The following is a 25,250-nucleotide window of genomic DNA, read 5'->3' as shown; positions in this document are numbered from 1 at the left end:
GGCTTTGTTCTATCTAGCTGAGGTGATTAGTGCTCACGAGTTGCACGGAAATCAACTTCAGGGAAACGCTCTTTTGCAAGGTTTAAGTTAACCATCGTTGGGGCGATATAAGAGAGATTATCGCCACCATCTAGAGCAAGGTTAGATTGGTTCTTACGCTTAAACTCTTCGAGTTTTTTCACGTCATTACACTCAACCCAACGCGCAGTTGCTACATTAACGCCTTCATAGATTGCTTCAACGTTATATTCCGCTTTAAGACGGGCAACAACCACATCAAACTGAAGTACACCAACCGCACCAACGATCAAATCGTTGTTTTGCAGTGGGCGGAATACCTGTACCGCACCTTCTTCTGAAAGCTGTACCAGACCTTTTAATAGCTGCTTTTGCTTTAGTGGATCTTTAAGACGAATACGACGGAATAATTCTGGTGCGAAGTTAGGAATACCTGCGAACTTCAGGCTTTCACCTTGAGTGAAGGTATCACCAATTTGAATCGTACCGTGGTTATGTAGGCCGATAATATCACCAGCATAAGCCGTTTCTGCGCGAGAACGATCACCTGCCATAAATGTTACCGCATCAGAAATACTTACATTTTTGCCAGTACGAACATGGTTCATCTTCATACCTTGGGTGTAAGTACCCGATACAATACGCATAAAGGCAATACGGTCACGGTGTTTAGGATCCATGTTTGCTTGGATCTTAAATACGAAGCCAGAAAACTTCTCTTCTGTTGCTTCAACTTCACGCTCATTCGCTTGGCGAGAAAGTGGTGCAGGTGCCCATGCCGTTAAGCCATCAAGCATGTGATCAACACCAAAGTTACCCAGTGCGGTACCGAAAAATACTGGTGTTAGTTCACCGGCTAAAAATAGCTCTTCATCAAATTCATTTGATGCGCCCATTACAAGCTCTAGCTCTTCACGAAGTTGTTCCGCAAGCTCTGTACCAACAGCTTCATCAAGATCAGAATTTTCCAATCCTTTAATGATGCGTTGCTCTTGAATTGTGTGGCCTTGACCTGTGCTGTATAAGATCGTTTCATCACGGTGGATATGGTAAACACCTTTGAATTCTTTACCACAACCGATAGGCCATGAAATAGGGGCACAAGCCATACCTAATTCATTTTCTACTTCATCAAGAAGCTCCATTGGATCACGAATATCACGGTCCAATTTGTTCATGAAAGTAACAATCGGTGTATCACGTAGACGCGTCACTTCCATTAACTTACGAGTACGATCCTCGACACCTTTTGCCGCATCGATAACCATTAAACATGAGTCAACAGCGGTTAGGGTACGGTAAGTATCTTCAGAGAAATCTTCGTGTCCTGGAGTATCAAGAAGGTTTACTAGGCACTCGTTATATGGGAACTGCATTACAGATGTAGTTACCGAGATACCACGTTCTTTTTCCATCTCCATCCAGTCTGATTTGGCGTGTTGGTTTGAACCACGGCCTTTTACTGTACCGGCTTTTTGGATAGCGTTTCCGAATAACAGTACTTTTTCAGTAATGGTGGTCTTACCCGCATCGGGGTGAGAGATGATAGCGAAAGTACGACGTTTTGATACTTCGCCCTGAAACTGAGTTTGCGACATTAGCGTGTTCTTTTTTAATAAAAGTACTCCGTTGCTGCCGTATTACATCAAGCAAAGCAACAGAACAGAATGAATGGAGTGAGTTACTGCTTATTGTCGCTGATTTTAGCGCGAGACTCAATCTAGGTGTATAAGAATCATTAAGGGTAGTTAGAAATAATATTAAGATTATATTGAATCATCACTATTTACGTATTAGTTACTACAGGAATATTTATGATAGATACCCACTGCCATTTTGATTTCCCCCCCTTTAATGATGACCCAAAGCGAGCATTGGCATTGGCGCAAGAGGGAGGGGTGAACCAGATAGTGATCCCAACGGTAGGGCAATCGAATTGGGCTAAAGTACAGCTGTTATGTCAGCGCTATCCCGCACTTTATTACGGTTTAGGTATTCATCCTTTCTTTAGTGCTGAGCATACGAGTAACGTTTGTCAGCGTTTACATTTTGAGTTGAAGGAAGCACTTCAACAACCATATTCAAAATGTGTTGCCGTAGGTGAATGTGGACTAGATTTTGCCATTGAAACCCTTGATAGAGAATTACAACAAACATGGTTACAAGCACAATTACAGTTAGCGAATATCTATCGACTGCCGATTATTTTGCATTGCCGCAAAGCCTTTCCTGAATTAGTGCGAGCCATAAGAGCAGATACGCCATCTCAAGGTGGGGTCTATCATGGGTTTAGTGGCAGTTATCAGCAAGCGGTTCAATTAATAGATCTAGGCTTAAAAATTGGTGTTGGCGGCACTATCACCTATGAGCGTGCGAAAAAAACGCGAGAGACTATCGCGAAATTACCTCTCTCTGAGATTGTGTTAGAAACCGATGCGCCAGATATGCCCGTCTGTGGTTTCCAAGGTCAGCCGAACAGACCGGAAAAAATCGCTTATGTAATGAATACTGTTGCGTCTCTTAAAGGGATAAGTATCGAGTCTGTCACTGAAGCGACAACCTTAACGGCACATGAACTTTTCAAAATCCCATCGTGATCTTGGTGCAAAAGGTAAACGATTGCGTAAAACGTTTGCGTTTCATGGGTGAACTTTTTGTGATGGTGTTCACGTATCGATTAACTCTTTCATGATTGTGGCATCAAAATTGTGAACTTAGCATTACTTTGTCCGCGCATCGATGGGTATAATGCGCCCGACTCTTAATAGAGCCGAATTGTCGAGACGCCAAACTTAACTTAATAGGATATACATAAACCATGAGCATGTTTATGAGCCTGGTTGGGATGGTTGTACTGCTACTTATTGCGGTACTACTATCAGACAACCGTAAAGCAATTAATCTACGTACTGTTGGAGGCGCGTTCGCTATCCAATTTTTATTAGGTGCATTCGTTCTTTATGTACCAGTTGGTCGTGATGTGCTATATGGCATGTCTCAGGCAGTTGCTAATGTTATTGCTTATGGTAATGACGGTATCAATTTCCTATTTGGCGGTCTAACATCGGACAAAATGTTTGAAGTGTTCGGTGGTGGCGGCTTCGTATTCGCACTACGCGTTCTTCCTGTTATTGTTTTCTTTTCCGCGTTGATCAGTGTTCTTTACTACCTAGGTGTGATGCAAATTGTTATCAACATCCTTGGTGGTGGTCTACGTAAAGTATTGGGTACTTCTCACGCTGAATCTATGTCAGCGACAGCAAACATTTTTGTTGGTCAAACAGAAGCGCCACTAGTTGTTCGTCCATTCATTCCTAAAATGACTCAGTCTGAGCTATTTGCAGTAATGTGTGGTGGTTTGGCGTCAGTTGCTGGTGGTGTACTTGCAGGTTACGCATCAATGGGTGTTCCTCTAGAGTACCTAATTGCAGCATCATTCATGGCAGCCCCTGGTGGTTTATTGTTTGCTAAAATCATCAAGCCAGAAACAGAGCAGCCTGTAGAGCAGATTGCCGGTGTCGACGAAGAAGGTGTTGAAAAACCAGCTAACGTTATTGACGCAGCAGCGGCCGGTGCATCATCAGGTATGCAGCTTGCGCTAAACGTAGGTGCGATGCTACTAGCATTCATCGGTCTAATCGCACTAATCAACGGTATGCTAGGCGGCATTGGTGGTTGGTTTGGTATGCCTCAGCTGACACTAGAACTTATCCTAGGTTACATTTTCGCACCACTTGCGTACCTAATTGGTGTGCCATGGGGTGAAGCACAAGTGGCGGGTTCATTCATTGGTCAGAAGATTGTTGTTAACGAATTCGTGGCTTACTTAAACTTTGCACCGTACTTAAAAGACGTGGCAGATGGCGGTATGGTTGTAGCACAAACAGGTGTTGCAATGACTGAGAAGACGAAAGCTATCATCTCATTCGCACTATGTGGTTTCGCAAACCTATCATCGGTTGCAATCCTACTTGGTGGTCTAGGTGGCCTTGCTCCAAGTCGCCGTGCAGAGATTGCTCGCTTTGGTATGAAGGCAGTAGCAGCAGGTACATTATCTAACCTAATGTCTGCAACGATTGCTGGTCTGTTTATCTCTTTAGCAATGTAATTGCAGAGATAACTGAATAAAGAAGAACGCCTCAATGAAAATTGGGGCGTTTTTTTATGCCTGATACTTTTGGTTATCAACAGAAAAAGTAAACATTATGGCTATTGTTCTAAATTAACTTCATAAAATCGATTGCGTTCCCTTTTCTTATATTCCACTCTGCTATTCTTATGCTAAAGATTATAAGTGTGTTGAGATAGGTAGTATCAGACTCAGCAGTAAATAGTGACGTCAGAAGTGCTCATTAACTGTTTCTGATTCTCTATTTTAGTAAACACATTATCCACTGGTGGAAACATAAGTTTGATAGGCTTAAGACGGCGGTCTTGCTATTATTGAGCCTAACAAATACAGCGATTTGTAAGAGCGGGCGAGTTGTTCGGCTCTTGCGCGGGAATAGGGATAAGTCATTTGGTAAGTATTCACTTACTAAAACTTCAAGGAATCAAGTCCGCTCATTTGTTGCAGTAGTTCTTACTGCATTCGGTAGCCTAATGAATAATCATTAGCGCTTTACCTTCGTTTATACTGATATTTAGAGCCTTATAGCTAAGCGCTTTAAATGTAATATTACGACTGGAGATAGTCATGAGCGATTTAAAAACTGCTGCACTACGTGCACTTAAATTAATGGATTTAACAACACTGAATGACGACGACACTGACGCAAAAGTGATCGAGCTTTGTAAGAATGCAAAAACAGTGGTTGGTAATACTGCAGCAGTGTGTATTTACCCTCGCTTTATCCCAGTAGCGAAAAAGCAACTACGTGAGCAAGGTACGCCAGATGTACGTATTGCAACGGTAACGAACTTCCCACATGGTAATGATGATATCGAGATTGCTGTTGCAGAAACCAAAGCGGCAGTGGCTTACGGTGCTGACGAAGTAGACGTAGTATTCCCATACCGCGCACTTATGGCGGGTAATGCAGAGGTTGGCTTTGAACTTGTGAAGCAATGTAAAGCGGCATGTGGTGATAACGTACTGCTTAAAGTCATTATCGAAACGGGTGAGCTAAAAACTGAAGCGCTAATTAAGCAAGCATCTGAAATCTCAATTAAAGCTGGTGCTGATTTTATTAAAACCTCAACCGGTAAAGTGCCTGTTAATGCAACACCAGAATACGCACAAATCATGCTTAACGTGATCAAAGATATGGGCGTTGCTAAAACTGTTGGCTTTAAGCCTGCTGGTGGTGTTCGTACTGCTGAAGATGCACAGCAATACCTAGCAATGGCTGATGATATTCTTGGTGCAGAGTGGGCTGATAGCCGTCACTACCGTTTTGGTGCATCGAGCTTACTTGCTAATTTGTTACACACACTAGGTGAAGGTGAAGAAGCGGCGCAAGGCGGCTACTAATCCTTTGTAAACAAGGTGGTGATGTGCCACCTTGTTTTAACTCTTTGTCGGCATTATAAATGCCGTACTAATTCTTGAATTGGCTTTTTCCAGCACTGCATTTTCGCGGTTGTTGTCTTTTTTGCACCTAAAATTTAGAAATAAAGCAAAATAAAACACAATTTAAGCATTGGTGACCCTACTTCGCTGAATTAAAAATAAGAGGAACAGCATGTACTTACCTCAAGAAATCATTCGTAAAAAGCGTGACAATATTGAATTAAGCGCCGATGAAATTAACTTTTTCATTCAAGGTGTAGCGAAAGACACCGTCTCTGAAGGCCAAATCGCCGCATTTGCAATGGCGATTTATTTTAATGATATGACGATGGATGAGCGCGTTGCCTTAACTTGTGCGATGCGTGATTCAGGCATGGTGATTGATTGGGGATACATGCACTTTGATGGTCCTATTGTTGATAAGCACTCAACTGGCGGTGTCGGTGATGTTACTTCACTGATGCTAGGTGCAATGGTGGCAGCATGTGGTGGTTATGTACCGATGATCTCTGGTCGTGGCTTAGGTCATACAGGGGGGACATTAGATAAGTTAGAAGCTATCCCTGGTTATAACATCACACCAACCAATGACGTTTTCGGTAAAGTAACCAAAGAAGCCGGTGTGGCAATTATTGGTCAGACCGGTGATTTAGCACCTGCGGATAAACGTGTGTACGCAACTCGTGATGTAACCGCGACGGTTGATAATATCTCACTTATTACCGCTTCTATTTTATCGAAGAAATTGGCGGCGGGCTTAGATTACCTCGTCATGGATGTGAAAGTAGGCTCTGGTGCTTTCATGCCAACTTACCAAGCCTCTGAAGAGCTTGCGAAATCAATTGTAGCAGTGGCAAATGGTGCGGGTACGTGTACATCTGCATTGCTAACCGACATGAACCAAGTATTAGCATCAAGCGCGGGTAACGCAGTTGAAGTGCGTGAAGCGGTCCAGTTTCTAACTGGTGAATACCGTAACTCTCGTTTGTTTGAAGTCACCATGGCACTGTGTGCTGAAATGTTAGTGATCAGTAAATTAGCAGCTGATACCCAACAAGCGCGTGTAAAACTACAGGCCGTATTAGACAACGGTCAAGCCGCTGAGCGGTTTGGTAAAATGGTAGCAGGCTTAGGTGGCCCTACTGATTTTATCGAGAATTATGACAACTATTTAGAGAAAACTGAGATTGTAAAACCAGTATTTGCTGAAACAACAGGTTTTGCTCATGCTATGGATACGCGTGGCTTAGGTATGGCGGTTGTTGGTATGGGCGGTGGTCGTCGTGTTGCTAGCGATAATATTGACTATGCGGTTGGTTTTAGCGACATGATCCGTTTAGGTGATGAAGTTTACGCTGATACCCCTCTTGCAATGGTACATGCTCGTACTGAAGCGCAATGGGAAGAAGCAGCGAAAGCGATTCGCAGTAATATTACGGTGAATGAGAACAAACCTGAAGCGACACCTGAAGTTTACCGACGTATCACCAAACAAGATGTGTAATGGAGTAACGATGAAACGTTCAATTATTTTAGTGCTAGATTCTTTTGGTATTGGTGCCTCTGCAGACGCTGATAAATTTGGTGATGTAGGTGCAAATACCTTAGGCCATATAGCACAGGCGTGTGCGCGTGGCGAAGCCAATAATGGCGATCGCAACGGTCCATTACACTTACCTAATTTAACTAAGCTTGGTTTAGCGAAAGCGTGTGAAGAATCATGCGGTAGCTTCCCTGAAGGCATGGATCCAAATTCCGAGATCACTGGTGCTTATGGCCATGCGCAAGAACTTTCTTCTGGTAAGGACACACCGTCTGGTCACTGGGAAATTGCCGGTGTACCCGTATTGTTTGAATGGGGTTACTTTAGCGATAAAGAAAACAGTTTTCCTAAAGAACTGACCGATCGTATTCTTGCTCGTGCAGGTTTAGATAGTTTCTTAGGTAACTGCCATGCATCAGGTACACAAGTGCTTGATGATTTGGGTGAAGAGCACATGAAGACAGGGATGCCTATCTTCTATACGTCTGCTGACTCAGTATTCCAAATTGCGTGTCATGAAGAAACATTCGGTTTAGAGCGTTTATTAGAGCTTTGCCAAATTGCGCGTGAAGAGCTAGAAGATTACAACATTGGTCGTGTTATCGCGCGTCCATTTATCGGTGCGGGTAAAGGTCAATTTGAGCGTACAGGGAATCGCCGTGACTTGTCGCTTGAGCCGCCAGCAGCAACGATCTTGCAAAAGCTTGTTGATGAAAAACAAGGTGAAGTGGTATCGATTGGTAAAATTTCTGATATCTATGCCGGCTGTGGTATTTCAAGCAAAGTAAAAGCGACAGGTATTCCTGCTTTATTTGATGCAACACTTGAACAAATGAAACAAGCGGGTGACAACACTATTATATTTACCAACTTTGTTGATTTTGATTCAGCCTACGGTCACCGTCGTAATGTTGCGGGTTATGCGGCTGCGCTTGAGTATTTCGATCGCCGTCTTCCTGAGATTTTAGCGTTACTTCAAGGTGACGATGTACTGATCATTACCGCCGATCATGGTTGTGATCCAACATGGCCTGGTACTGATCATACACGTGAGCATATTCCTGTACTTGTTTCAGGACCTAAGATTAAGCCGGGCTCATTAGGTTTACGTGAAAGCTTTGCTGATATTGGTCAGAGCCTAGCTGAGTACTTCGGTACAACAGATATGGAATACGGTAAGTCGTTTCTATAACTAAAATTTAAAATAAGGGTAAATCTTATTTACCCTTATTTATTCTTTAAAAGACATGATTGTTCAGCATTTTCCACTTTATAATGTCGGGCAATCACAGCATGTTTAGCTAAACGTTAGTGATTAATTTTCAACACTGACAGCTAACTAAAATTAGGAAAAGGATACAACTATGGCTACTCCACATATTAATGCTGAAATGGGTGATTTTGCAGATGTCGTTTTAATGCCGGGCGATCCGCTACGTGCTAAATACATCGCTGAAACTTTCCTAGATGATGCAAAAGAAGTATGTAACGTACGTAGTATGTTAGGCTTCACGGGCACATACAAAGGTCGCACGATCTCAGTTATGGGCCATGGTATGGGTATTCCATCATGTTCTATCTACGCAACAGAATTAATTAAAGATTTTGGTGTGAAGAAAATCATTCGTGTGGGTAGTTGTGGTGCTGTACGTGATGACGTTAAGTTACGTGATGTTGTTATCGGTATGGGCGCATCAACAGATTCTAAAGTAAACCGTATTCGTTTTGGCGGTCATGACTTTGCAGCGATTGCTGATTTCGGCATGGTACAAAATGCGGTAGATGCAGCAAAAGCGAAAGGTATCCCAGTTAAAGTGGGTAATATCTTCTCTGCTGATCTGTTCTACAATCCTGATTTTGAATTCTTCAAAACAATGGATAAGTACGGCATCGTTGGTGTTGAGATGGAAGCGGCTGGTATCTATGGTGTTGCAGCTGAGTTTGGTGCTAAAGCATTAACTATCTGTACTGTTTCTGATCACATCCTACGTGGCGAAGCAACAACATCGGAAGAGCGTCAATTAACATTCAACGAGATGATTGAAATCGCGTTAGATTCTGTGATCCTAGGTGATGCAGAAGCATAATCTTTACTGATTGCGCACAAAAAAACGGAAACAGCGAGCTGTTTCCGTTTTTTTTATCTTGTTAATTTGCCTGCGATTAACAAACCGTATTTAGTCTTTCGCATTTGCGGTAAGAAAAAACGGAAAGTGCCAAATATCCTTTCTGCGACCGAAGGTAAAAGCAAGCAACACCCCAATCATCAATGAAGCCAGTGTTAAGCCTCGAATAATACGGGTCATATAATGAATTTGGTCTTTGGCATTGGCTAACAATTTATTGTGCTCAAGCGTAATACGAACAAAACCAATCACATGCTTATTAGCAAAAATAGGCTCAACAATTTGCTGGCGACCAATGCTGGCCATCGCAAGCGGTGTTGATAGCCCTGTCAGTTGTGTCAATGGCATTGAGTTATCAGTTTTCGCCAAGGTCACACCTTCAATATTGTAGATAGTGGCGTCCAAAATTAATGGCTCATCGGATAAGTTATTCACCAATTTTTGTAATTTATCTTGGTTATTATCCGTAATATCACTGGCTGCATTTTCTGCTGCTTGTCGTACTAACATACGTGATAATGTTTGAGTTTGCTCACTTAGCATTTGGTAGTTACGCTGGGTTAAGAGCGCGCTGTATTCCAGCATTCCAATTAATACTAAGCCACATAATAGGAGAACAGAAAGCCGTCCTAGATGTTGCCAGCGTTTCTTTTTCCACTTTATCATCGAGTTAACCTTTGCTGTGTTCTGATGGTATTTTACACGATAATAGAGTCGTTAAGAATATCCCTGTTTATTTGATTTATTAGTAATAAAAACAGATGGTTAAATGTCCGTTCTGATATTTAGTCATAAATAATTACTCTTTTTATTGTATTTATTTAAGATAAATAAGTGAAAATTAACTATGTTTCATTACAGTTTAGTAACATTTTTGGGTTGCTCTTCACTATCAGTATCGGTAGTTTGTAAAGAAGTAGCGACAAATTGCACCATTATTACGATATTGCCATTTAAATCATCGTAATATAGCAATAAGTTACTTTTAGGATAAATAATATGGATATTGAGTACGTGCTGAAAATAAAAAAACACCCCACGCTGTATAAACGTTTCCCACAATTATTAACGGTAACCAATGGTGATAAACGCCAAGCGCAATGGTTATTTTATGGGAAAAATATTAGCCATTATGATGTTGAATTATTAAATAGTGCAGTACACGGTGATCTTCAATTGCTGGCCGGCTGGAAAGTGGGATCTTATGATGTTTTCACGATCGCGAATGATCTTACTGAGCAAGCAGAGCAAACACTGGCTGAATTACAGTTAGATTACTTCCAGCTTTCCGATCTTCCTGAGTTAGCGGAGCCAGGTTTAGTTGTTTTTGATATGGACTCTACCGCGATTCAAATTGAATGTATTGATGAAATCGCTAAGTTAGCTGGTGTGGGAGAGCAAGTCGCTGAAGTGACAGAGCGAGCGATGCAAGGTGAACTCGATTTTGAGCAGAGTTTACGTCAACGTGTTGGTACACTCGAAGGTGCCGATGAAGCGATATTGGCTCAAGTAAAAGAAAACTTACCCTTTATGCCTGAGATGCGTGAAGTAGTGGCAACATTGCATGCCTATGGCTGGAAAGTCGCGATTGCGTCGGGTGGCTTTACTTATTTCTCTGATTATTTACAGCAAGAGTTAGACTTAGTTGGGGCGTTCTCAAATCAATTAGAAATCGTTGATGGTAAATTAACGGGGAATGTTCTTGGTGATGTGGTGGATGCGCAAGCAAAAGCGAATATCTTGCAAAGTCTTGCTGAGCAATATGATATCGAACCACACAATACGGTCGCTGTAGGTGATGGAGCAAATGATCTGGTGATGATGAAAGCGGCAGGTTTAGGGATTGCTTATCACGCGAAACCGAAAGTTGAACAACAAGCACCTGCCGTGATCCGCCACGCTGATCTCGGTGGTATTTTATGTATCTTATCAGCATCGCTCGTACCGCAACGACTAAGCTGGTAAGTCATTTAGAAATAGATAAAAAGCCGTTGATTGTCTCTATTTATTATAGAAACGATCAACGGCTTTTTTAATGGCTAAAGAAAAGCGTTATTAGCTGATCTCTAATCGAACTAACACTTCATCTGTTATATCAAAGATTTCGCCGCAACCGATCAAAGAAATAAATTCGGCTTCTAAGGCTCGTGCTCGATGGAGAGTTAAACGCGCCAATTCACTCAGTTTTTCACCAATTAATGCTGTTAAAGGATTAAAAATAGGTAAGGCGGTGACACGAATAGCGATAAAGCTACCGCTTTTTCGTGCAAATGAGATAAAGCGAATACGCTCTTCGACGCTTTCAAACTCATAGCTAGCTTTAACTGCTATCTTTTTTACCTTGCCATCAATTTGCTCAAAAGCGATATAGAGTTCATGGACATAAGGTTCACGTATATTCTCGATAGGACGCATTGGATACGCTAACATTTCTTTTACTCGACGCTTAAACAGTAAGCCAAGTTCAAAATGTTTTTGCTCTCCCAGTTGATAAAAAATATCAGCGAGTGGCGACAATGGAAAGTTTGATCCAACAGCTTTGACTTTTATTTTGTGATCTATCTTTTCGGCAAAATAAGGAATGCTATTTAAACGGGTTAATAGCATTTGGTGCATAGCAAGTAACATAGCAGGCGAGGGAAGTTGCTCCTCACAAAGAGCGAACCTTTCTTCATTATTTTGAATAAGTTTACGTAAAAACTTTTCACCTACACGTGATTCTTGACTATCGCGTATCGTAAGTTGGATATTTTTTCCGTCAGGGCTCGTACGAATCACTTGATAGGGCATTCGGCCTAAGATATCGAGCTTAGCTAAGCGCTGTAGTTGCTCAAATTTAATCGTAACGGGATCATCTTTTTTGCAGCGAAATGGCGTATCAAGATTAATATTGAGTCCACGGCTCGAAAAGTCGATCGAATGACCATGGCTAATTAATTGCCCTTGTTGATATAACGAGATCGTTGTTTTATAGCTAAAACGTGATTCACTGCGTTGAGGTTTTGGATCAAAATGGATCGCTTCAGCTAAACAAACCGGATTTTTCGGATGCCTAAAAGGACTGATCGCTTGGCTCGATAATGTTGATTTCTGCGTTAAACGATAATCTGATTGGGTATTTTTATGGGTGATATCTTGCAGAACCCCTACATGGGTGAGATCTTGAAATTTCTCAATCATTTCAGGGGCAACATCATTGAGCTTCTCAAGCTCTTGTTGACGTAAAGGGGAAACCGTCAACCGCATCACTCGCCAACTATCACGGTGTGAGCCTAATTGCCAAAAAATACGGCGTTGTTCTTGGTCCATTTCAGGTAAAGCGGCAGAATAAAAATAACGGTGGCCTTGATGATCGTGATGGAAGCAATAAATTAAGGTGCTAGATTGCTTTAGCCCTTTATGTCCAAGTGAAGCAATACGCTGCTCTGATAATAATTGATTGATCACGGGCTGATTACGTTCATCGTGCCAGTATTGCCATAAATAACGGTTGTGATCGGTCAGTAAAGCGTATTTAAGCTCAGTATCAGAGAAAAAGAGAGGCAGCCCGACGGTATGTTTAAGAAAGCAATGTTCATAGCCTTGGGTACGCGCCTGAATAATTTTATCTTCATGATTATTTCGATGGCGGAGTATGCCTTTATTTTGACTAGCGATGATCAGTTTTTTTAACGCTTCATTTTCACTTAGCGCAATGAGACGTAGCCATTTAAAGCTAGCGTCTTCAGGGTTATCATCAATGCCTAATACCCGATAGCGATGAGGTTGCTCTAAAAGAGGCTCATTGTGTATTTCTGCCAATTGTGGGAAGTAAGCATCAATAGTCTGTCCTAACCGATAGCTAAAGGCCGAAGGGACTTTAAATTTCGCTCCTGATGACGAAAGATCCGTTGTCATTCCCCAGATCTGTTGATTAAAAGGAATGCTGATAGTTACGGGGGTGCTAATTTGCAGTCGGTTTTCTTCTCGATGGAGATAATGACCAAAACGGATCAAATTAGCAGTAAATAACTCTGTGGTTGCTTTTTTCTCCGTCGATGTTGCACGCTCACCTTGTTGATGTAATTCTCTAAAATTATTCTGCGTATTCACCAAGGCCTCATAGAGACCAACGCAATATTGATTATTAAAGACCTTACTACGGCGGTGAAGAATATTAATAGCAACATCATCAAGCCAATGGGTTTGACCATTAAAAGTATAAGAGCGGCACTGACCTTTTACGCGGCCACGTAAATCAATGATTTTTTTGCATGGGGTCATTAACCGATTAATTTCCATTTTGATACGGAGTTTGATCGGCCCTGATTCATTACTGGTTAAACTATCAAAAACTTGGTGGAAATCTTCACTTCCATAAGCAGGTAGTAGTTGCTCTATGAGTGCTTTGTAATCGTCCAACTGCATTTTATTTTCTGTTAAAAGATTCACTGATAGTATTATCTGCTGATGGTGATAAAAGTTTAATGTAAAGTAACAAAAATTCACATTTAAGTTGAGGTTTACATTGAATAATATTGGTTTATTCGATGGATTAGACATTTAGGGTAAAGAATGGCAAAAGCAGCAAAACGAGCATATGTTTGTAGTGATTGTGGGATGGACTTTGCTCGTTGGCAAGGTCAGTGCTCTGGATGTAAATCGTGGAATACGATCACTGAATTTACGATTCCTAACACCAAGTCTGGCTTAACCAATAGCTCGGCACGTTCAAGTATTGGCGGCTATGCGGGTGTTGTGGGGGGCGGTTCTAAAAAACTCAATGAAGTTGAAACCGTTGAAGCTGAAAAAATGCTAACGGGCATTGGCGAGCTTGATCGTGTGTTATGCGGTGGTTTAACGACGGGATCAGTGAATATTATTTCTGGTGATCCAGGGGCGGGTAAAACAACGCTATTGTCAGATCTGGTTTCTCGGATGTCACAGCTGATGCCATCACTTTACTGTACAGCAGAAGAATCTCTGTCGCAGTTTAAGAACCGTGTAAACCGACTTAAGTTAAATTGCAATGAAGATAATTTATATCTGATGGCGGAAACCAGTGTTGAAGCGATCATCGCAGAGCTTGAAGTTAAGCAAATCAAGTTTGCGGTGATTGACTCCATTCAGGCGGTATCAACAGAGCTTGCCAATGGTAGTCCGGGTTCGCCATCGCAAGTAAAGGCGGCAGCGCAAGCATTAACGCAGTACTGTAAACAAAATAATGTGACGATGTTTTTGATCGCACATGTGAATAAAAACAATGAAATTGCCGGTCCTCAGACCCTTGTTCACATTGTCGATTCTCTGCTGCACATTGATACCAATGATGGGCAGGTACGTACATTGCGTGCCAATAAAAACCGTTTTGGTGATGTTGATACGGTTGGTATTTTCCGTATGACAGAGCGCGGTATGCTCAGTGTTGATAATCCAAGTGAGATCTTTTTATCTGGCTCAACAACAGAATCTTCAGGCTCTGCCATTACCTGTATTCGAAAAGGTAACCGTAACCTATTGTTAGAGATTCAGTGTTTAACCACTGAAACTGAAGGTGAGTTTCCACAGCGTGTTTGTGTGGGGTTGAATATGAACCGGATAAAGATGCTAACGGGGATCTTACGTAAACATGCGAAGACCAAGATTTATCACGATACTTTTTTCAATATTGTTGGCGGCTTGAAAATTGACGAGTCGGAAACCTGTATTGATTTGGCGCTGGTGGCGGCGTTGTTAAGTAGTCTGAATGAATTTGTGGTGCCGCGTACTACGTGCATTATGGGAGAGCTCAGTCTTAACGGTGATGTGCGCCCAATTGATAGCGGTGTACCTCGGGTAAAAGAAGCAGCGCAGCATGGTTTTACCGAAATTTTTATCCCTTACCGTAATTACCATAAATCGATGGAAGGCTTAGGGGCGAAGATCACGCCTGTCAAAACCATTCATGAGCTGTTAGATCTGATCAATTAATGAAATGCGAGAGGTGTTTCTTTTGAATAAAGAACCGTGCCTCTCGTTTTTCGTTATCGTTCACCGTTAAGGTGTGTTGGTTTGTTTGGAATTTGATTTCGGCTGACTAACGGTTTGAAATGTTGCTTCATGATTTTTAGAAGCAAGCTGTATCTGCATCTCAACCATACTACCCACCGTGTTGAGTAAGGATGCCCATTGCACATTGGGTTCTTTTTTAAAGATCGTGTCGAAGTTTTTAATATCCCAATTGACGAAGGGACGTGGATTTAACGGTTTTCCTAAAAAGTGGATCTCATAATGGAGATGAGGGCCTGTGGAAAGACCTGAATTTCCTGTCCAGCCAATCAATTCCCCTTTATTCACAAATTGCCCTGCTTTGACATTAAATTTGCTCATATGGGAGTAAGTCGATACAAATCCCATGGCGTGATTTAAGATCAGTTGATTACCATAACCATGTTTGCTGCTCTTCGCTTTTTCTATTACCGCATCGGCTGGGGCATAAATAGGCGTCCCGCTTTTTGCCGCAAAGTCTAAACCATCATGCCTTTTTCGTTGTTTAGTTATAGGGTGCACACGGGTACCAAACCCTGATGTTAATTGTACATTTGGAGTGGGTTCACCATTAGGAATAAGCTGAAACAGGGTAGCTTTTACCGCCGAATTGATCGCAGCGGTATTAACGCGTTTTTGAAGATCAAGATCTTTACTTTTTTCACCTAATCCCAGCACACTCTCCATATCATCAATACGTTGATTAAGTATTGTTAAGGCTTGTTTTTTTTGCTCTATTGTCGCGTTCAACGTTCTATTTAATGCGGTTTCTTCAGATAATGATGCACTGAGCTCTAAGGCTTGTTTTTGTAGTTTAGAGACTTGCTGGTGGGAGCTTTGGGCTGAGGTATAAAGCTCAAATATGGCATGTGTACTGTAGGTAAGCGCGCCACAAAGCAGAAAAAGGGCCCCATAACGAAAACTATTAATCAGTAATGCTTTTTTATTACTTTTATGTAGTTGGGTAGCAAGCGATTTTATATTAAATATCATGAAAGAAGACACATTGAGCAATTTCTGAAGCTAGAGTCTATGTGCTTAGATTAATTATTGCTAGTTACCTGTCTCTCATTTGTGTAATAGCCTTGCAGTTTAATGGTCTTATCTCCCTTGTTTTATTAATAAACAAAAAGAGCGACCGAAGCCGCTCTTTTTCATTTATCACGAGTGAATTGCTTATTTAGCAATACGCTTGTACTTGATACGGTGTGGTTCTGTCGCATCTGAGCCTAGCGTTTTCTTAAGCCAATCAGCGTATTCAGTGAAGTTACCTTCAAAGAAGTTCACCTGACCTTCGTCACGGTAGTCTAGGATGTGTGTTGCGATACGGTCTAGGAACCAACGGTCGTGCGAGATCACCATTGCACAGCCTGGGAACTCTAGTAGCGCTTCTTCTAGTGCACGTAGCGTTTCAACGTCAAGGTCGTTGGTTGGCTCATCGAGGAGTAATACGTTACCCCCTGCTTTAAGTAGTTTCGCAAGGTGAACACGGTTACGCTCACCACCAGATAGATCACCAATGCGTTTTTGTTGGTCACTACCTTTGAAGTTAAAGCGAGACACGTATGCACGCGCAGGGATTTCAAAGCTGTTGATCTTGATGATATCAGCGCCTTCAGAAATCTCTTGGTAAACCGTGTTGTTGTCGTTCATGCTATCGCGGAACTGCTCAACCGATGCCAGTTTCACAGTATCACCTAGCTCAATAGTACCTGAATCAGGTTGCTCTGTACCACTTAGCATCTTAAATAGGGTCGATTTACCCGCACCGTTAGCACCGATGATACCAACGATAGCACCCTTAGGCATGCTGAATGATAAGTCATCGATAAGTACGCGATCACCGAACGATTTGGTTAGGTTGTTCACTTCGATAACTTTGTCACCTAGACGCTCACCTGGTGGAATGAATAGCTCGTTAGTTTCATTACGCTTTTGGTGATCGTTGCTTTGTAGCTCTTCAAAGCGTGCCATACGTGCTTTCGATTTCGCTTGGCGACCTTTAGGGTTCTGACGTACCCACTCAAGTTCTTTCTCGATAGTCTTCTGTAACGCGCGCTCTTGAGATGCTTCTTGTTTTAGACGTGCATCTTTTTGCTCTAGCCATGAAGAGTAGTTACCTTGCCATGGAATACCTTCACCACGGTCAAGCTCTAAGATCCAACCTGCCGCATTATCTAGGAAGTAACGGTCGTGCGTGATAGCCACAACAGTACCGCTGTAATCGACGAGGAAGTGCTCAAGCCATGCCACAGATTCAGCATCTAAGTGGTTGGTTGGTTCGTCAAGTAGGAGCATGTCAGGCTTATCAAGCAGTAGACGGCAAATAGCAACACGGCGACGCTCACCACCGGATAGGTTCTTAATCACAGCATCCCATTCTGGAAGACGAAGTGCATCTGCTGCACGCTCAAGTTGCATACCTAGGTTGTGACCATCTTTGGTCTCGATTAGTGCTTCAAGCTCGCCTTGCTCTTTAGCAAGTACATCAAAATCTGCATCAGGTTCTGCGTAAGCTGCGTATACTTGGTCAAGACGGATCAGTGCTTCTTTTACATCAGACACTGATTCTTCAACGATCTCACGTACCGTTTTACTTTCGTCTAGGATTGGTTCCTGTGGTAGGTAACCAATTTTTAGGCCTGCTTGTGGACGTGCTTCACCTTCGATATCAGTATCGATACCCGCCATGATACGTAGTAATGTTGATTTACCTGCACCGTTTAGACCGAGGACACCGATCTTAGCGCCAGGGAAAAAGCTCAGTGAAATATCTTTTAGAATTTGACGCTTAGGTGGGACGATTTTTCCCACTCGCGACATGGTATAGACGTAATCAGCCATATCCGTGTGTGATCTCTACTTAAAAAATGAAAGGGAATATTTTACCTGTTCTGGACTGAAGTTTAACAGAATTGTTTATATTTGGTGGCGAGAGCAATAAAAAAACTGACTCAAAAAAGCAGGTTGATTTCGCATAAATGTAACAAAAGGCTATTCCATTATCTGAATAGGCTTATGAATTATTTGCTAATATGATTGTCTCAGATGTAGTTGCTGGTACCGTTTAGCCCAAGCAACTGGGATTCTACTTTCATCTATTTGATATGGAGCTTCTAGTGCCACGCATTCCAACTTCCCCCAATATTTTTTCGATTGCACTGTTATCACTGGGCATGATTAGCACGTTTACCGTGCAGGCAGCCTCGTTAGAGCAACAGCGTACTTGGTATGATCAGGCGCAAACAGCGTTTGATAACAATAACATGGCGGTATTTAATGCCCACAAAAGTAAATTAGGTGGGTATCCGCTATACCCTTACTTGGAATACCGTCTCTTTAATAAAGACTTAGATAATAAAACACCTAGCCAAGTAAAAACCTTTGTTAACCAATATAAGGCATTGCCTTTTAGCCAAACCATTCAGCGTAACTACCTGTCTGATCTTGCAGGGGCTGAGAAATGGCGTGACTTCCTATCGATGCAGCCAACAGAGCCAAGTAGTACTTCTCTAAAATGTTCTTACTTTTATGCTAAGAGCCAAACCGGTCATGCAAGCCAAGCATGGGCGGGAGTAGAGAAACTGTGGGAGACGGGGGGAACATTACCTGCGGTTTGTGACCCATTATTAGAAGCATGGACGGCTGCGGGTAAACGTACTAATACCTTGATTCTTGATCGTATGTTGCTAGCGTTTAAGAAAGGGAATAAGAGTTTAGCTACCTATCTTGATAAGCAACTAACAGGCAGTTCACAAGCCACGGGCGACAAAATCCTTGCGCTATTAGATAAGCCTCAAGGTGTGCCTGACTTTGCTAAACAGAGCAAAGTGACCAAGTTCAACCAAGCGTTAACTGAAGCGGCCTATTATCGCTTAGCGCGTGCTGATGTTAAGCAAGCTGTTGCTTCATATAATCAAGTGGTTGCGGGCCAGCATTTTGATAAAGCAACCAAGCAAGCATTGGCTGATGCTGTGGCATCACGACTCATGTCAACCAGTGATCCTGTGTTAGCGAAATGGCGTGATAGCAAACTGAAAACGAGCCAAAACGTGAGTATTTTAGAACGTCGTATTCGTAATTCGATCCGTGAAGCGGATTGGAGCGGCGTACAAACGTGGATCAATCGCTTGCCAAAAGAGGCGAAAGACAGCTCTCGTTGGACATTCTGGCAAGCGCAGCTACTTGCGAAAAAAGGGCAAAAGAAGCAAGCCGATAAAATTTATCAATCACTGTTAGGTGAGCGTGATTTTTATAGTGCTGCTGCTGCAACAATCTTACATAAGCCGATTGTATACCCTAATCAAAAAGGGCCAACATCGACTAAGTTAATTCAACCTTATACTAAGACCTTAAAACGTATTGGTGAGTTAATAGATACTGATAGGCTAATAACAGCAAACCGTGAATGGGGCTACTTATTATCGAGAGTACAAGGGGTACAAACTAAACGTGAGTTAGCGGTATATGCGGAAAAACATAAGTGGCATCACTTAGCGGTTCAGGCGACGATTTCAGGCAAATTATGGGATCATATGGCACTTCGTTTCCCACTCGCGCATAAATGGTGGTTTGACTTCTTTAGTAAAAAACGGGGTATACCGACATCTACCATGATGGCATTAGCTCGACAAGAAAGTGCCTTAAATATTCATGCGCAATCACACGTTGGTGCGCGTGGTTTAATGCAATTAATGCCAGCAACAGCAGCGCATACAGCGAAGAAATTAGGCCGAGATTATGCTGGTAAAGAAAGCTTATTTGATCCTGGCGTTAATATTCGCTTAGGCAGTGGCTACCTAAAAATGATGCTAGATAACAATGACGATAATCGTATTTATTCTTTTGCTTCGTATAACGCAGGGCCTGGTCGCGTAAAACAGTGGAGAAAACAGACCGACGGTAAGTTAGATGTGTATAGCTTTATTGAGCAAATTCCATTTAATGAAACCCGAGGTTATGTGCAAAATGTGCTTATGTTCGATGTGTACTACAATGAACTAATGGGTAAAAAGGCACCGTTATTAACGCAGAAAGAGTTAAAAGCCCGTTATTAATAACAGTGACTTACTATCGTGATTAACCATAAAAGCCGAGTGTTGTGACACTCGGCTTTTTCTTATTTGTAATATCGAGAATTACTGGCTGATATCTTGGTGTCGATAGATTATCAAGGTACACTGCAGCAAGATGACATACCTGATGAGGTAACTATGACAACAACTTCTGATAGCCCTGACTTCACCGAGTGGCAGAATGTACTTGATTTGATCCGCCATGCTTCTGCAGAGGAGCGAGATGCGTTGTTATTCCAAGTATTATTAACTCATGATGAGCGAGAAGCATTAATTTCACGTGTGAATATCGTCCATGAATTACTCAATGGTGAACGTAGTCAGCGTAAGATCAGTGAATTATTAGGGGTCGGTGTTGCTACAATCACCCGAGGTTCTAATGAGTTAAAACATCAGGATGATGAAACAAAAGCATGGTTAGCGAATTTTCTTGCGCAGAATAAACCAGAGCAATAATCATGTTGAAAATAGGATATTGTTATTTCAACAATATCCTATTTTTTATTAGAACAATTGCGGATTAAGGAAAGGGATCAAAGCCAAGATTAACGCTTGCTGATAAACCGAGCTTCGCGTTAATAAATCATTGGTGAGCATCGCAATCGCTCCGCCTTTTTGTTTCACATTTTGTTGGTTAAACATTTCATCCATAATGTCACCTAATTCCATGCCTTGTTGTATTTTCTCAAGGGCTAATGGCGGTAACGGTAATGATGCTGAGCGTGATTCACTATATTGCCCGTCATGCTCTATCACCATCCATGCAAAGGTAAATTTGTCGTCAATCCCCGCTTCTAATCCCACAATGTAGTTAGCATCAGGACATTGTTCACGACAGTGTTTTACCCTATTTCGAGCGCCCAACAAGGTTTCTTCACTGGTAAGGGGCTGATCTCGAACACCACTTTGGGCCGCAATACCTTCAACATTAAAACAAAGCAGAGGAAAGGCGAGAGAGAAAGCATCGCGTACAGCAGCAACTTTTGCTGGGTTGGTTGAAGCGACCATAACTGTTTGCATGAGTGAATACCTAAATCAAATCGAATGCGTCTCAGTGTACTGGAAAGATATTGAGTCGGTAAACTATTGAAATGATATCGGGAAAAGGAAAATAAAAAAGCCCGCGATTTCTCGCAGGCTTTCGTATATTCGATGTTTTCTGGTAATTACAGGCGATCGTAAGCCCAATCAGATTGGATGATGTAACCGTGAATTTGAAACTCATCGTTATTAACGAATAAGTTAGGAAAATCAGGTTGTGATGTAGAGAATACAACACCATCAGCGAGTTGCGTCATATGGTAAAAATCAGGCTCACTACCACGAACAGAAGCAAAAACAGGTTGCTTAGGACGGTAATCGGCTTTTTTTGTCGCTAGCGCATAGCTACCAACAGGCGCACATTGTGAAATATTTTCGTTATCGATTAACAGGCCTAAACACTCTTCACGCTCTAGGTGCTGGGGGATCGCGCGCTTGCTGATCACCTCGACAGAGCTACCGTCGTTATATGCTGAAAAGTCTTTACGGTGAATAACAGGGATGTAAGTGCATGTCGCTGCACTATCTAACTCAGTACTGATTGTTGTTGTTGCTTGAGTACCTGTATCGACCTGACCTGTTAAAATATAACCAATAGAGGTATTTAATGTATCTGCAATTTTTTCTAGTTCACGAACTTCAATGCCGTACTTGCCGGATAGTTTACGGCTCATCGTGCCTTGTTGAAGATCTAGAGCTTCGCCAAGTTGTTTTTGGCTAATACCTTGAACCTTAGCTAAACGCTTAATTCTCTCTAAATATTCCATAACATTAGCTTCCTGCTTTAAAATAAGGTGAATGCAAAAGGGCATTCTTAAAAGTCATAATTGAGTTTACTTATTATTGTAATAAAGGAATCCCTTAAGCAACAAAAGTGAGATTTATCTAGGTAAAGAAATATACCCTGAGGGAAATATGGGTAAAAAAAGGGACAAAATGCGCGATTAAAAAAAAGTGACTAGAAGAGAATATCGCTAATACTGTATGAAATGTCACTGTAATAGTGGTTAGTGATTATAAGGTATTGATTAAAATAATTATATTAATAAATTCGATTGGTTTTCATGATGTCTCATTAAGGATTGATATGTATTCTGGTGCATATTTTATTTGAAATGGATATTAATAACCGCATTGGTTAGTGTTTGTAGGTATTTAATCGGTATTGTGTTTATTAATAGATATTTAATATTAAAGAACTTGACTATTCTCTCTTGGAATAAGTGTAAGTGCGATTATCATCATAGAAGGAATTTTGAATATCAACAAAGACTGCCATGATAATTTAAATAAAATCAATATTTAAGTTGTAGATGAGAGGTTGAGCTAAGGAATCATCGAGTACACTATCACTTCATTATGCGCCTAGGTGCGTAGCGTGTATGCTATTGGTTGAATTGTATTGATTAAGGGAATAGTTGATGAGATATATAGTGGTTTCAATTATGCTTTTGGCTATGTTTGGTTGTAAGGAAGATAATGAAAAAAGTAATATTGGACCTTTATCTGATGTAGAGTCTTTTGCACGCCCTAATGAGCAAGACGTTGTTGACAGTAATGATGCATTACCCCCAGAAAACCCTCCCGTTATAAATGATAATGTTTCTCCTCAGCCTGAAGGTTCAACGGTTGTTGATGAAGACATGGAAGATAATGTTTTTCCTCAGCCTGAAGATTCAATAGTTGTTGATGAGAATATTGAAGGAGATGAGACGCTTCCGATACCGGATCAAAATGAAAAAAAACAAGATATTAACCTACTTGTTTCAGTTGATGGTGTAAACGTTCCTCATTCAGATTTATTAGTATTTGATAAAGAAAACCGATTTATTATAAAAGATAATACTCAATATATATTACATAAAATTTCCGGCTGTAACGGTTACCTTGATAATGAACATTATATTATTAATGATATAAGTAGCTGTAACATTAATGCTGAATTTAAGAAGAAAAAATATCACGTAACGTCTAAAATTGAGGGTGATGGTGAGTTGTTACCATCAGATTTTCATATAGAAAAAGATAAAAAAACTAATGTAACTATTTCCCCAAGTAAATTTAATAAGCTTATCTCTATAAAAGGATGTAATGGCGAGTTAAAAGGTGAATTATATGCCATTGATAGCGTAAATAATGATTGTGAAATAGAAGCTTTATTTGAAAAGGAACCGTTGACATCGATAAAATATGAAAATGTAAAATATACTGAGACAAACTTGCTGGTATCACCAAAAAAAACACCGATAGTTGATGCTGTTATCACTAATATAGAAAACAATGAACCGAGCAATAAATTTAACTTCACAGATATATATTTCAATTATATTGATGGCTACTGGCACATAGATAATAAAACATCATTACCTTTAAAAATGGTTTCTGTTAAGTTTGACGGTAATATAGTGCTAATACAATTATCACAACAATTACCACCATATAGTTCTGGTGTACTCGATTTTTATTCTGTATCTCCAGCAGATATTAAACTTGAAAGTCAAACTAAAATGTTTAATCCTCAAATGATTATGGGGCCTTATCAAGATTTATGTTCTGAAAAAGAAGGTGACGGTACAACGTGTTATTCTTTACCTGATGAAGTAGAAAGAAAAATTATTGAGGTCTATTTAGCTAATATGCACTTATTGGCGAATACATTTAATTATACAAAAGAAAAAGATGCTTTTTTTGAACGACGGTGCAGTTTAAATAATGAAAACTGTGATAATTATAGTGACGATTTACTTCCTATTTCACAAAGAAATTTAATGCGATTTGGTGCAGAAGGTCACCGATTAACATTAAAAGTGATGAGAAATGAATATAAAGCAGAAGGCGTTGGAGGGGGAAGTACGCCAAACTTATCGTTATTTGAAACAACGACAGGTGGGTGGGCTTCGATTTACTACAAGTACACTAAACCTGAGTATAGTAAGTACAGACATTTTACTAATTCAGCTTACACGACTTGGTATCATGAAATTGCTCATGGCTTTGGTTATGGGCACTCGAGTGGTATGACATATGGTTTTGCTGATTATTTTTCAGCAAGCCTCGTTTCAAATGATCTAACTGATATTGAGAGAACGCAATTACCTTTAAATCCTATTCCTGAATTATTATTAGAAACTGAATTTATAGATGATAATAAAATTAACATCGAATTTTTATCTAATACAGGCGCTGAATTAAAAAATGTAAAATTTGATGTTTTAACGTCTTGTCAATGGAACTACTCTCTTGAATATTATGACTCTTATGAAAATGACTCTGTTGTTATCCATTATGATGATGCCCCTAAGTGTCCTCTATTTTTAAGAGCTATATCGAGTGATTTAAAATTCATTGCCACTAAGAAAATAAGTAAGTTTGAACTAACAACATCGAAGCAATATAAGATAAAAAATAAAACGTTTACTATTCTCAGTGATAGGCTTTTAGATAGAGAAGCAAATGGATGGGGAATTAGAAGCCTTTGCCCTTTAAATAACCATTTAGCAACGAAAGATGAGTATAGTGAATTATGGCAATACTTATATGATGCTGATAAGTTATCATCTTTATCAAAAAAACTATATTTGGCATCAGATGGTCCCAGAGATTATGTTATTTGGCAACTTAACCTCACTATGGATGAAATGGTAGCTAAACATTATGGAATGACGAAATTGTTAAACTACCAAGGTCTGGCTTGTGTTACGGATGAACCATTAAAAGCTAATGATGAATATCAGGAACTTAATCTTGATAAAGAGTTTAATGATCCAAAGTATTGGCATACAACTGAATTAAATGATGTACTTTTTGGGAAAGTTAAAAACAAAAACTTCTGGCATGTAAGTAAAATAGAAAAAGCATTGTTTAATAAACACTATTCCCTTAAGTTAAAAAATTAATTTTCTATAATAAAAAGGCCGACTCTTTCGAGT

Annotated in this window: 18 protein-coding genes; 11 read left to right on the top strand and 7 right to left on the bottom strand. The window is 40.7% G+C overall.

Annotation, left to right across the window (positions count from 1 at the left end; translation table 11 throughout):
- Positions 1 to 26: 26 nt before the first annotated feature.
- A complete protein-coding gene (prfC, locus tag C9J46_RS10365; protein WP_107207295.1) occupies positions 27 to 1,616 on the bottom strand; it encodes a peptide chain release factor 3 in 1,590 nt (529 codons plus the stop codon).
- A gap of 216 nt (positions 1,617 to 1,832) precedes the next feature.
- On the opposite strand from prfC, the gene C9J46_RS10360 reads away from it, so the two are divergent.
- The 6 genes from C9J46_RS10360 (at position 1,833) to deoD (ending at position 9,160) form a co-directional block, all read left to right on the top strand.
- Complete coding sequence (locus C9J46_RS10360; protein ID WP_107290865.1) at positions 1,833 to 2,615, top strand: TatD family hydrolase; 783 nt, start codon at positions 1,833 to 1,835, stop codon at positions 2,613 to 2,615.
- Positions 2,616 to 2,836: 221 nt separating this feature from the next.
- Complete coding sequence (locus C9J46_RS10355; RefSeq protein ID WP_107207297.1) at positions 2,837 to 4,126, top strand: NupC/NupG family nucleoside CNT transporter; 1,290 nt, start codon at positions 2,837 to 2,839, stop codon at positions 4,124 to 4,126.
- A gap of 588 nt (positions 4,127 to 4,714) precedes the next feature.
- The gene (gene deoC / locus C9J46_RS10350) at positions 4,715 to 5,491 is read left to right on the top strand and encodes a deoxyribose-phosphate aldolase (RefSeq protein WP_107207298.1); all 777 of its coding nucleotides are present in this window, start codon (positions 4,715 to 4,717) and stop codon (positions 5,489 to 5,491) included.
- A 211-nt stretch (positions 5,492 to 5,702) separates the two neighbouring features.
- A complete protein-coding gene (deoA, locus tag C9J46_RS10345; protein ID WP_107246723.1) occupies positions 5,703 to 7,034 on the top strand; it encodes a thymidine phosphorylase in 1,332 nt (443 codons plus the stop codon).
- A gap of 10 nt (positions 7,035 to 7,044) precedes the next feature.
- Complete coding sequence (locus C9J46_RS10340; RefSeq protein ID WP_107246722.1) at positions 7,045 to 8,265, top strand: phosphopentomutase; 1,221 nt, start codon at positions 7,045 to 7,047, stop codon at positions 8,263 to 8,265.
- Positions 8,266 to 8,437: 172 nt separating this feature from the next.
- The gene (gene deoD, locus C9J46_RS10335) at positions 8,438 to 9,160 is read left to right on the top strand and encodes a purine-nucleoside phosphorylase (RefSeq protein WP_107207301.1); all 723 of its coding nucleotides are present in this window, start codon (positions 8,438 to 8,440) and stop codon (positions 9,158 to 9,160) included.
- A 90-nt stretch (positions 9,161 to 9,250) separates the two neighbouring features.
- Here the strand turns inward: deoD and C9J46_RS10330 are convergent, their stop codons facing one another.
- Positions 9,251 to 9,865 (bottom strand): YtjB family periplasmic protein, encoded by a 615-nt coding sequence (locus C9J46_RS10330; protein ID WP_107290864.1) that lies wholly within the window; start codon positions 9,863 to 9,865, stop codon positions 9,251 to 9,253.
- 333 nt (positions 9,866 to 10,198) lie between these two features.
- On the opposite strand from C9J46_RS10330, the gene serB reads away from it, so the two are divergent.
- Positions 10,199 to 11,164 carry a phosphoserine phosphatase gene (gene serB, locus C9J46_RS10325; RefSeq protein WP_107207303.1) on the top strand — a complete coding sequence of 322 codons (966 nt, stop codon included), beginning with the start codon at positions 10,199 to 10,201 and terminating at the stop codon, positions 11,162 to 11,164.
- Positions 11,165 to 11,254: 90 nt separating this feature from the next.
- Here the strand turns inward: serB and C9J46_RS10320 are convergent, their stop codons facing one another.
- Positions 11,255 to 13,606: a PilZ domain-containing protein gene (locus tag C9J46_RS10320; RefSeq protein ID WP_107290863.1), complete on the bottom strand. Its 2,352-nt coding sequence runs from the start codon at positions 13,604 to 13,606 to the stop codon at positions 11,255 to 11,257.
- Positions 13,607 to 13,753: 147 nt separating this feature from the next.
- Here C9J46_RS10320 and radA point away from each other — a divergent pair, with 147 nt between their 5' ends.
- Positions 13,754 to 15,148, top strand: coding sequence for a DNA repair protein RadA (gene radA / locus C9J46_RS10315; RefSeq protein ID WP_107260482.1), 1,395 nt, complete (start codon positions 13,754 to 13,756; stop codon positions 15,146 to 15,148).
- 66 nt (positions 15,149 to 15,214) lie between these two features.
- Here radA and C9J46_RS10310 read toward each other — a convergent pair whose 3' ends face one another.
- Positions 15,215 to 16,198, bottom strand: coding sequence for a M23 family metallopeptidase (locus C9J46_RS10310; RefSeq protein ID WP_107260480.1), 984 nt, complete (start codon positions 16,196 to 16,198; stop codon positions 15,215 to 15,217).
- A 183-nt stretch (positions 16,199 to 16,381) separates the two neighbouring features.
- The gene (ettA, locus tag C9J46_RS10305; RefSeq protein ID WP_107246717.1) at positions 16,382 to 18,049 is read right to left on the bottom strand and encodes an energy-dependent translational throttle protein EttA; all 1,668 of its coding nucleotides are present in this window, start codon (positions 18,047 to 18,049) and stop codon (positions 16,382 to 16,384) included.
- Positions 18,050 to 18,312: 263 nt separating this feature from the next.
- On the opposite strand from ettA, the gene sltY reads away from it, so the two are divergent.
- Entirely contained in the window at positions 18,313 to 20,262 is a 1,950-nt protein-coding gene (sltY, locus tag C9J46_RS10300; protein WP_107290862.1) for a murein transglycosylase, read from the top strand.
- Positions 20,263 to 20,418: 156 nt separating this feature from the next.
- A complete protein-coding gene (gene trpR, locus C9J46_RS10295) occupies positions 20,419 to 20,736 on the top strand; it encodes a trp operon repressor (RefSeq protein WP_107207326.1) in 318 nt (105 codons plus the stop codon).
- Positions 20,737 to 20,784: 48 nt separating this feature from the next.
- Here trpR and yjjX read toward each other — a convergent pair whose 3' ends face one another.
- Together yjjX and C9J46_RS10285 are read right to left on the bottom strand one after the other, a co-directional pair.
- Complete coding sequence (gene yjjX / locus C9J46_RS10290) at positions 20,785 to 21,300, bottom strand: inosine/xanthosine triphosphatase (protein ID WP_107207308.1); 516 nt, start codon at positions 21,298 to 21,300, stop codon at positions 20,785 to 20,787.
- Between the two features lie 146 nt (positions 21,301 to 21,446).
- Positions 21,447 to 22,088, bottom strand: coding sequence for a helix-turn-helix transcriptional regulator (locus C9J46_RS10285; RefSeq protein WP_045128392.1), 642 nt, complete (start codon positions 22,086 to 22,088; stop codon positions 21,447 to 21,449).
- Positions 22,089 to 22,742: 654 nt separating this feature from the next.
- Here C9J46_RS10285 and C9J46_RS10280 point away from each other — a divergent pair.
- On the top strand, positions 22,743 to 25,217 hold the full coding sequence (locus C9J46_RS10280) for a hypothetical protein (RefSeq protein WP_146144663.1): 2,475 nt from the start codon (positions 22,743 to 22,745) through the stop codon (positions 25,215 to 25,217).
- Positions 25,218 to 25,250: the final 33 nt, after the last annotated feature.

This window comes from Photobacterium sp. GB-36, from assembly GCF_003026135.1.
GTDB lineage: Bacteria > Pseudomonadota > Gammaproteobacteria > Enterobacterales > Vibrionaceae > Photobacterium.
This window is presented reverse-complemented; position numbering and strand designations above follow the sequence as displayed.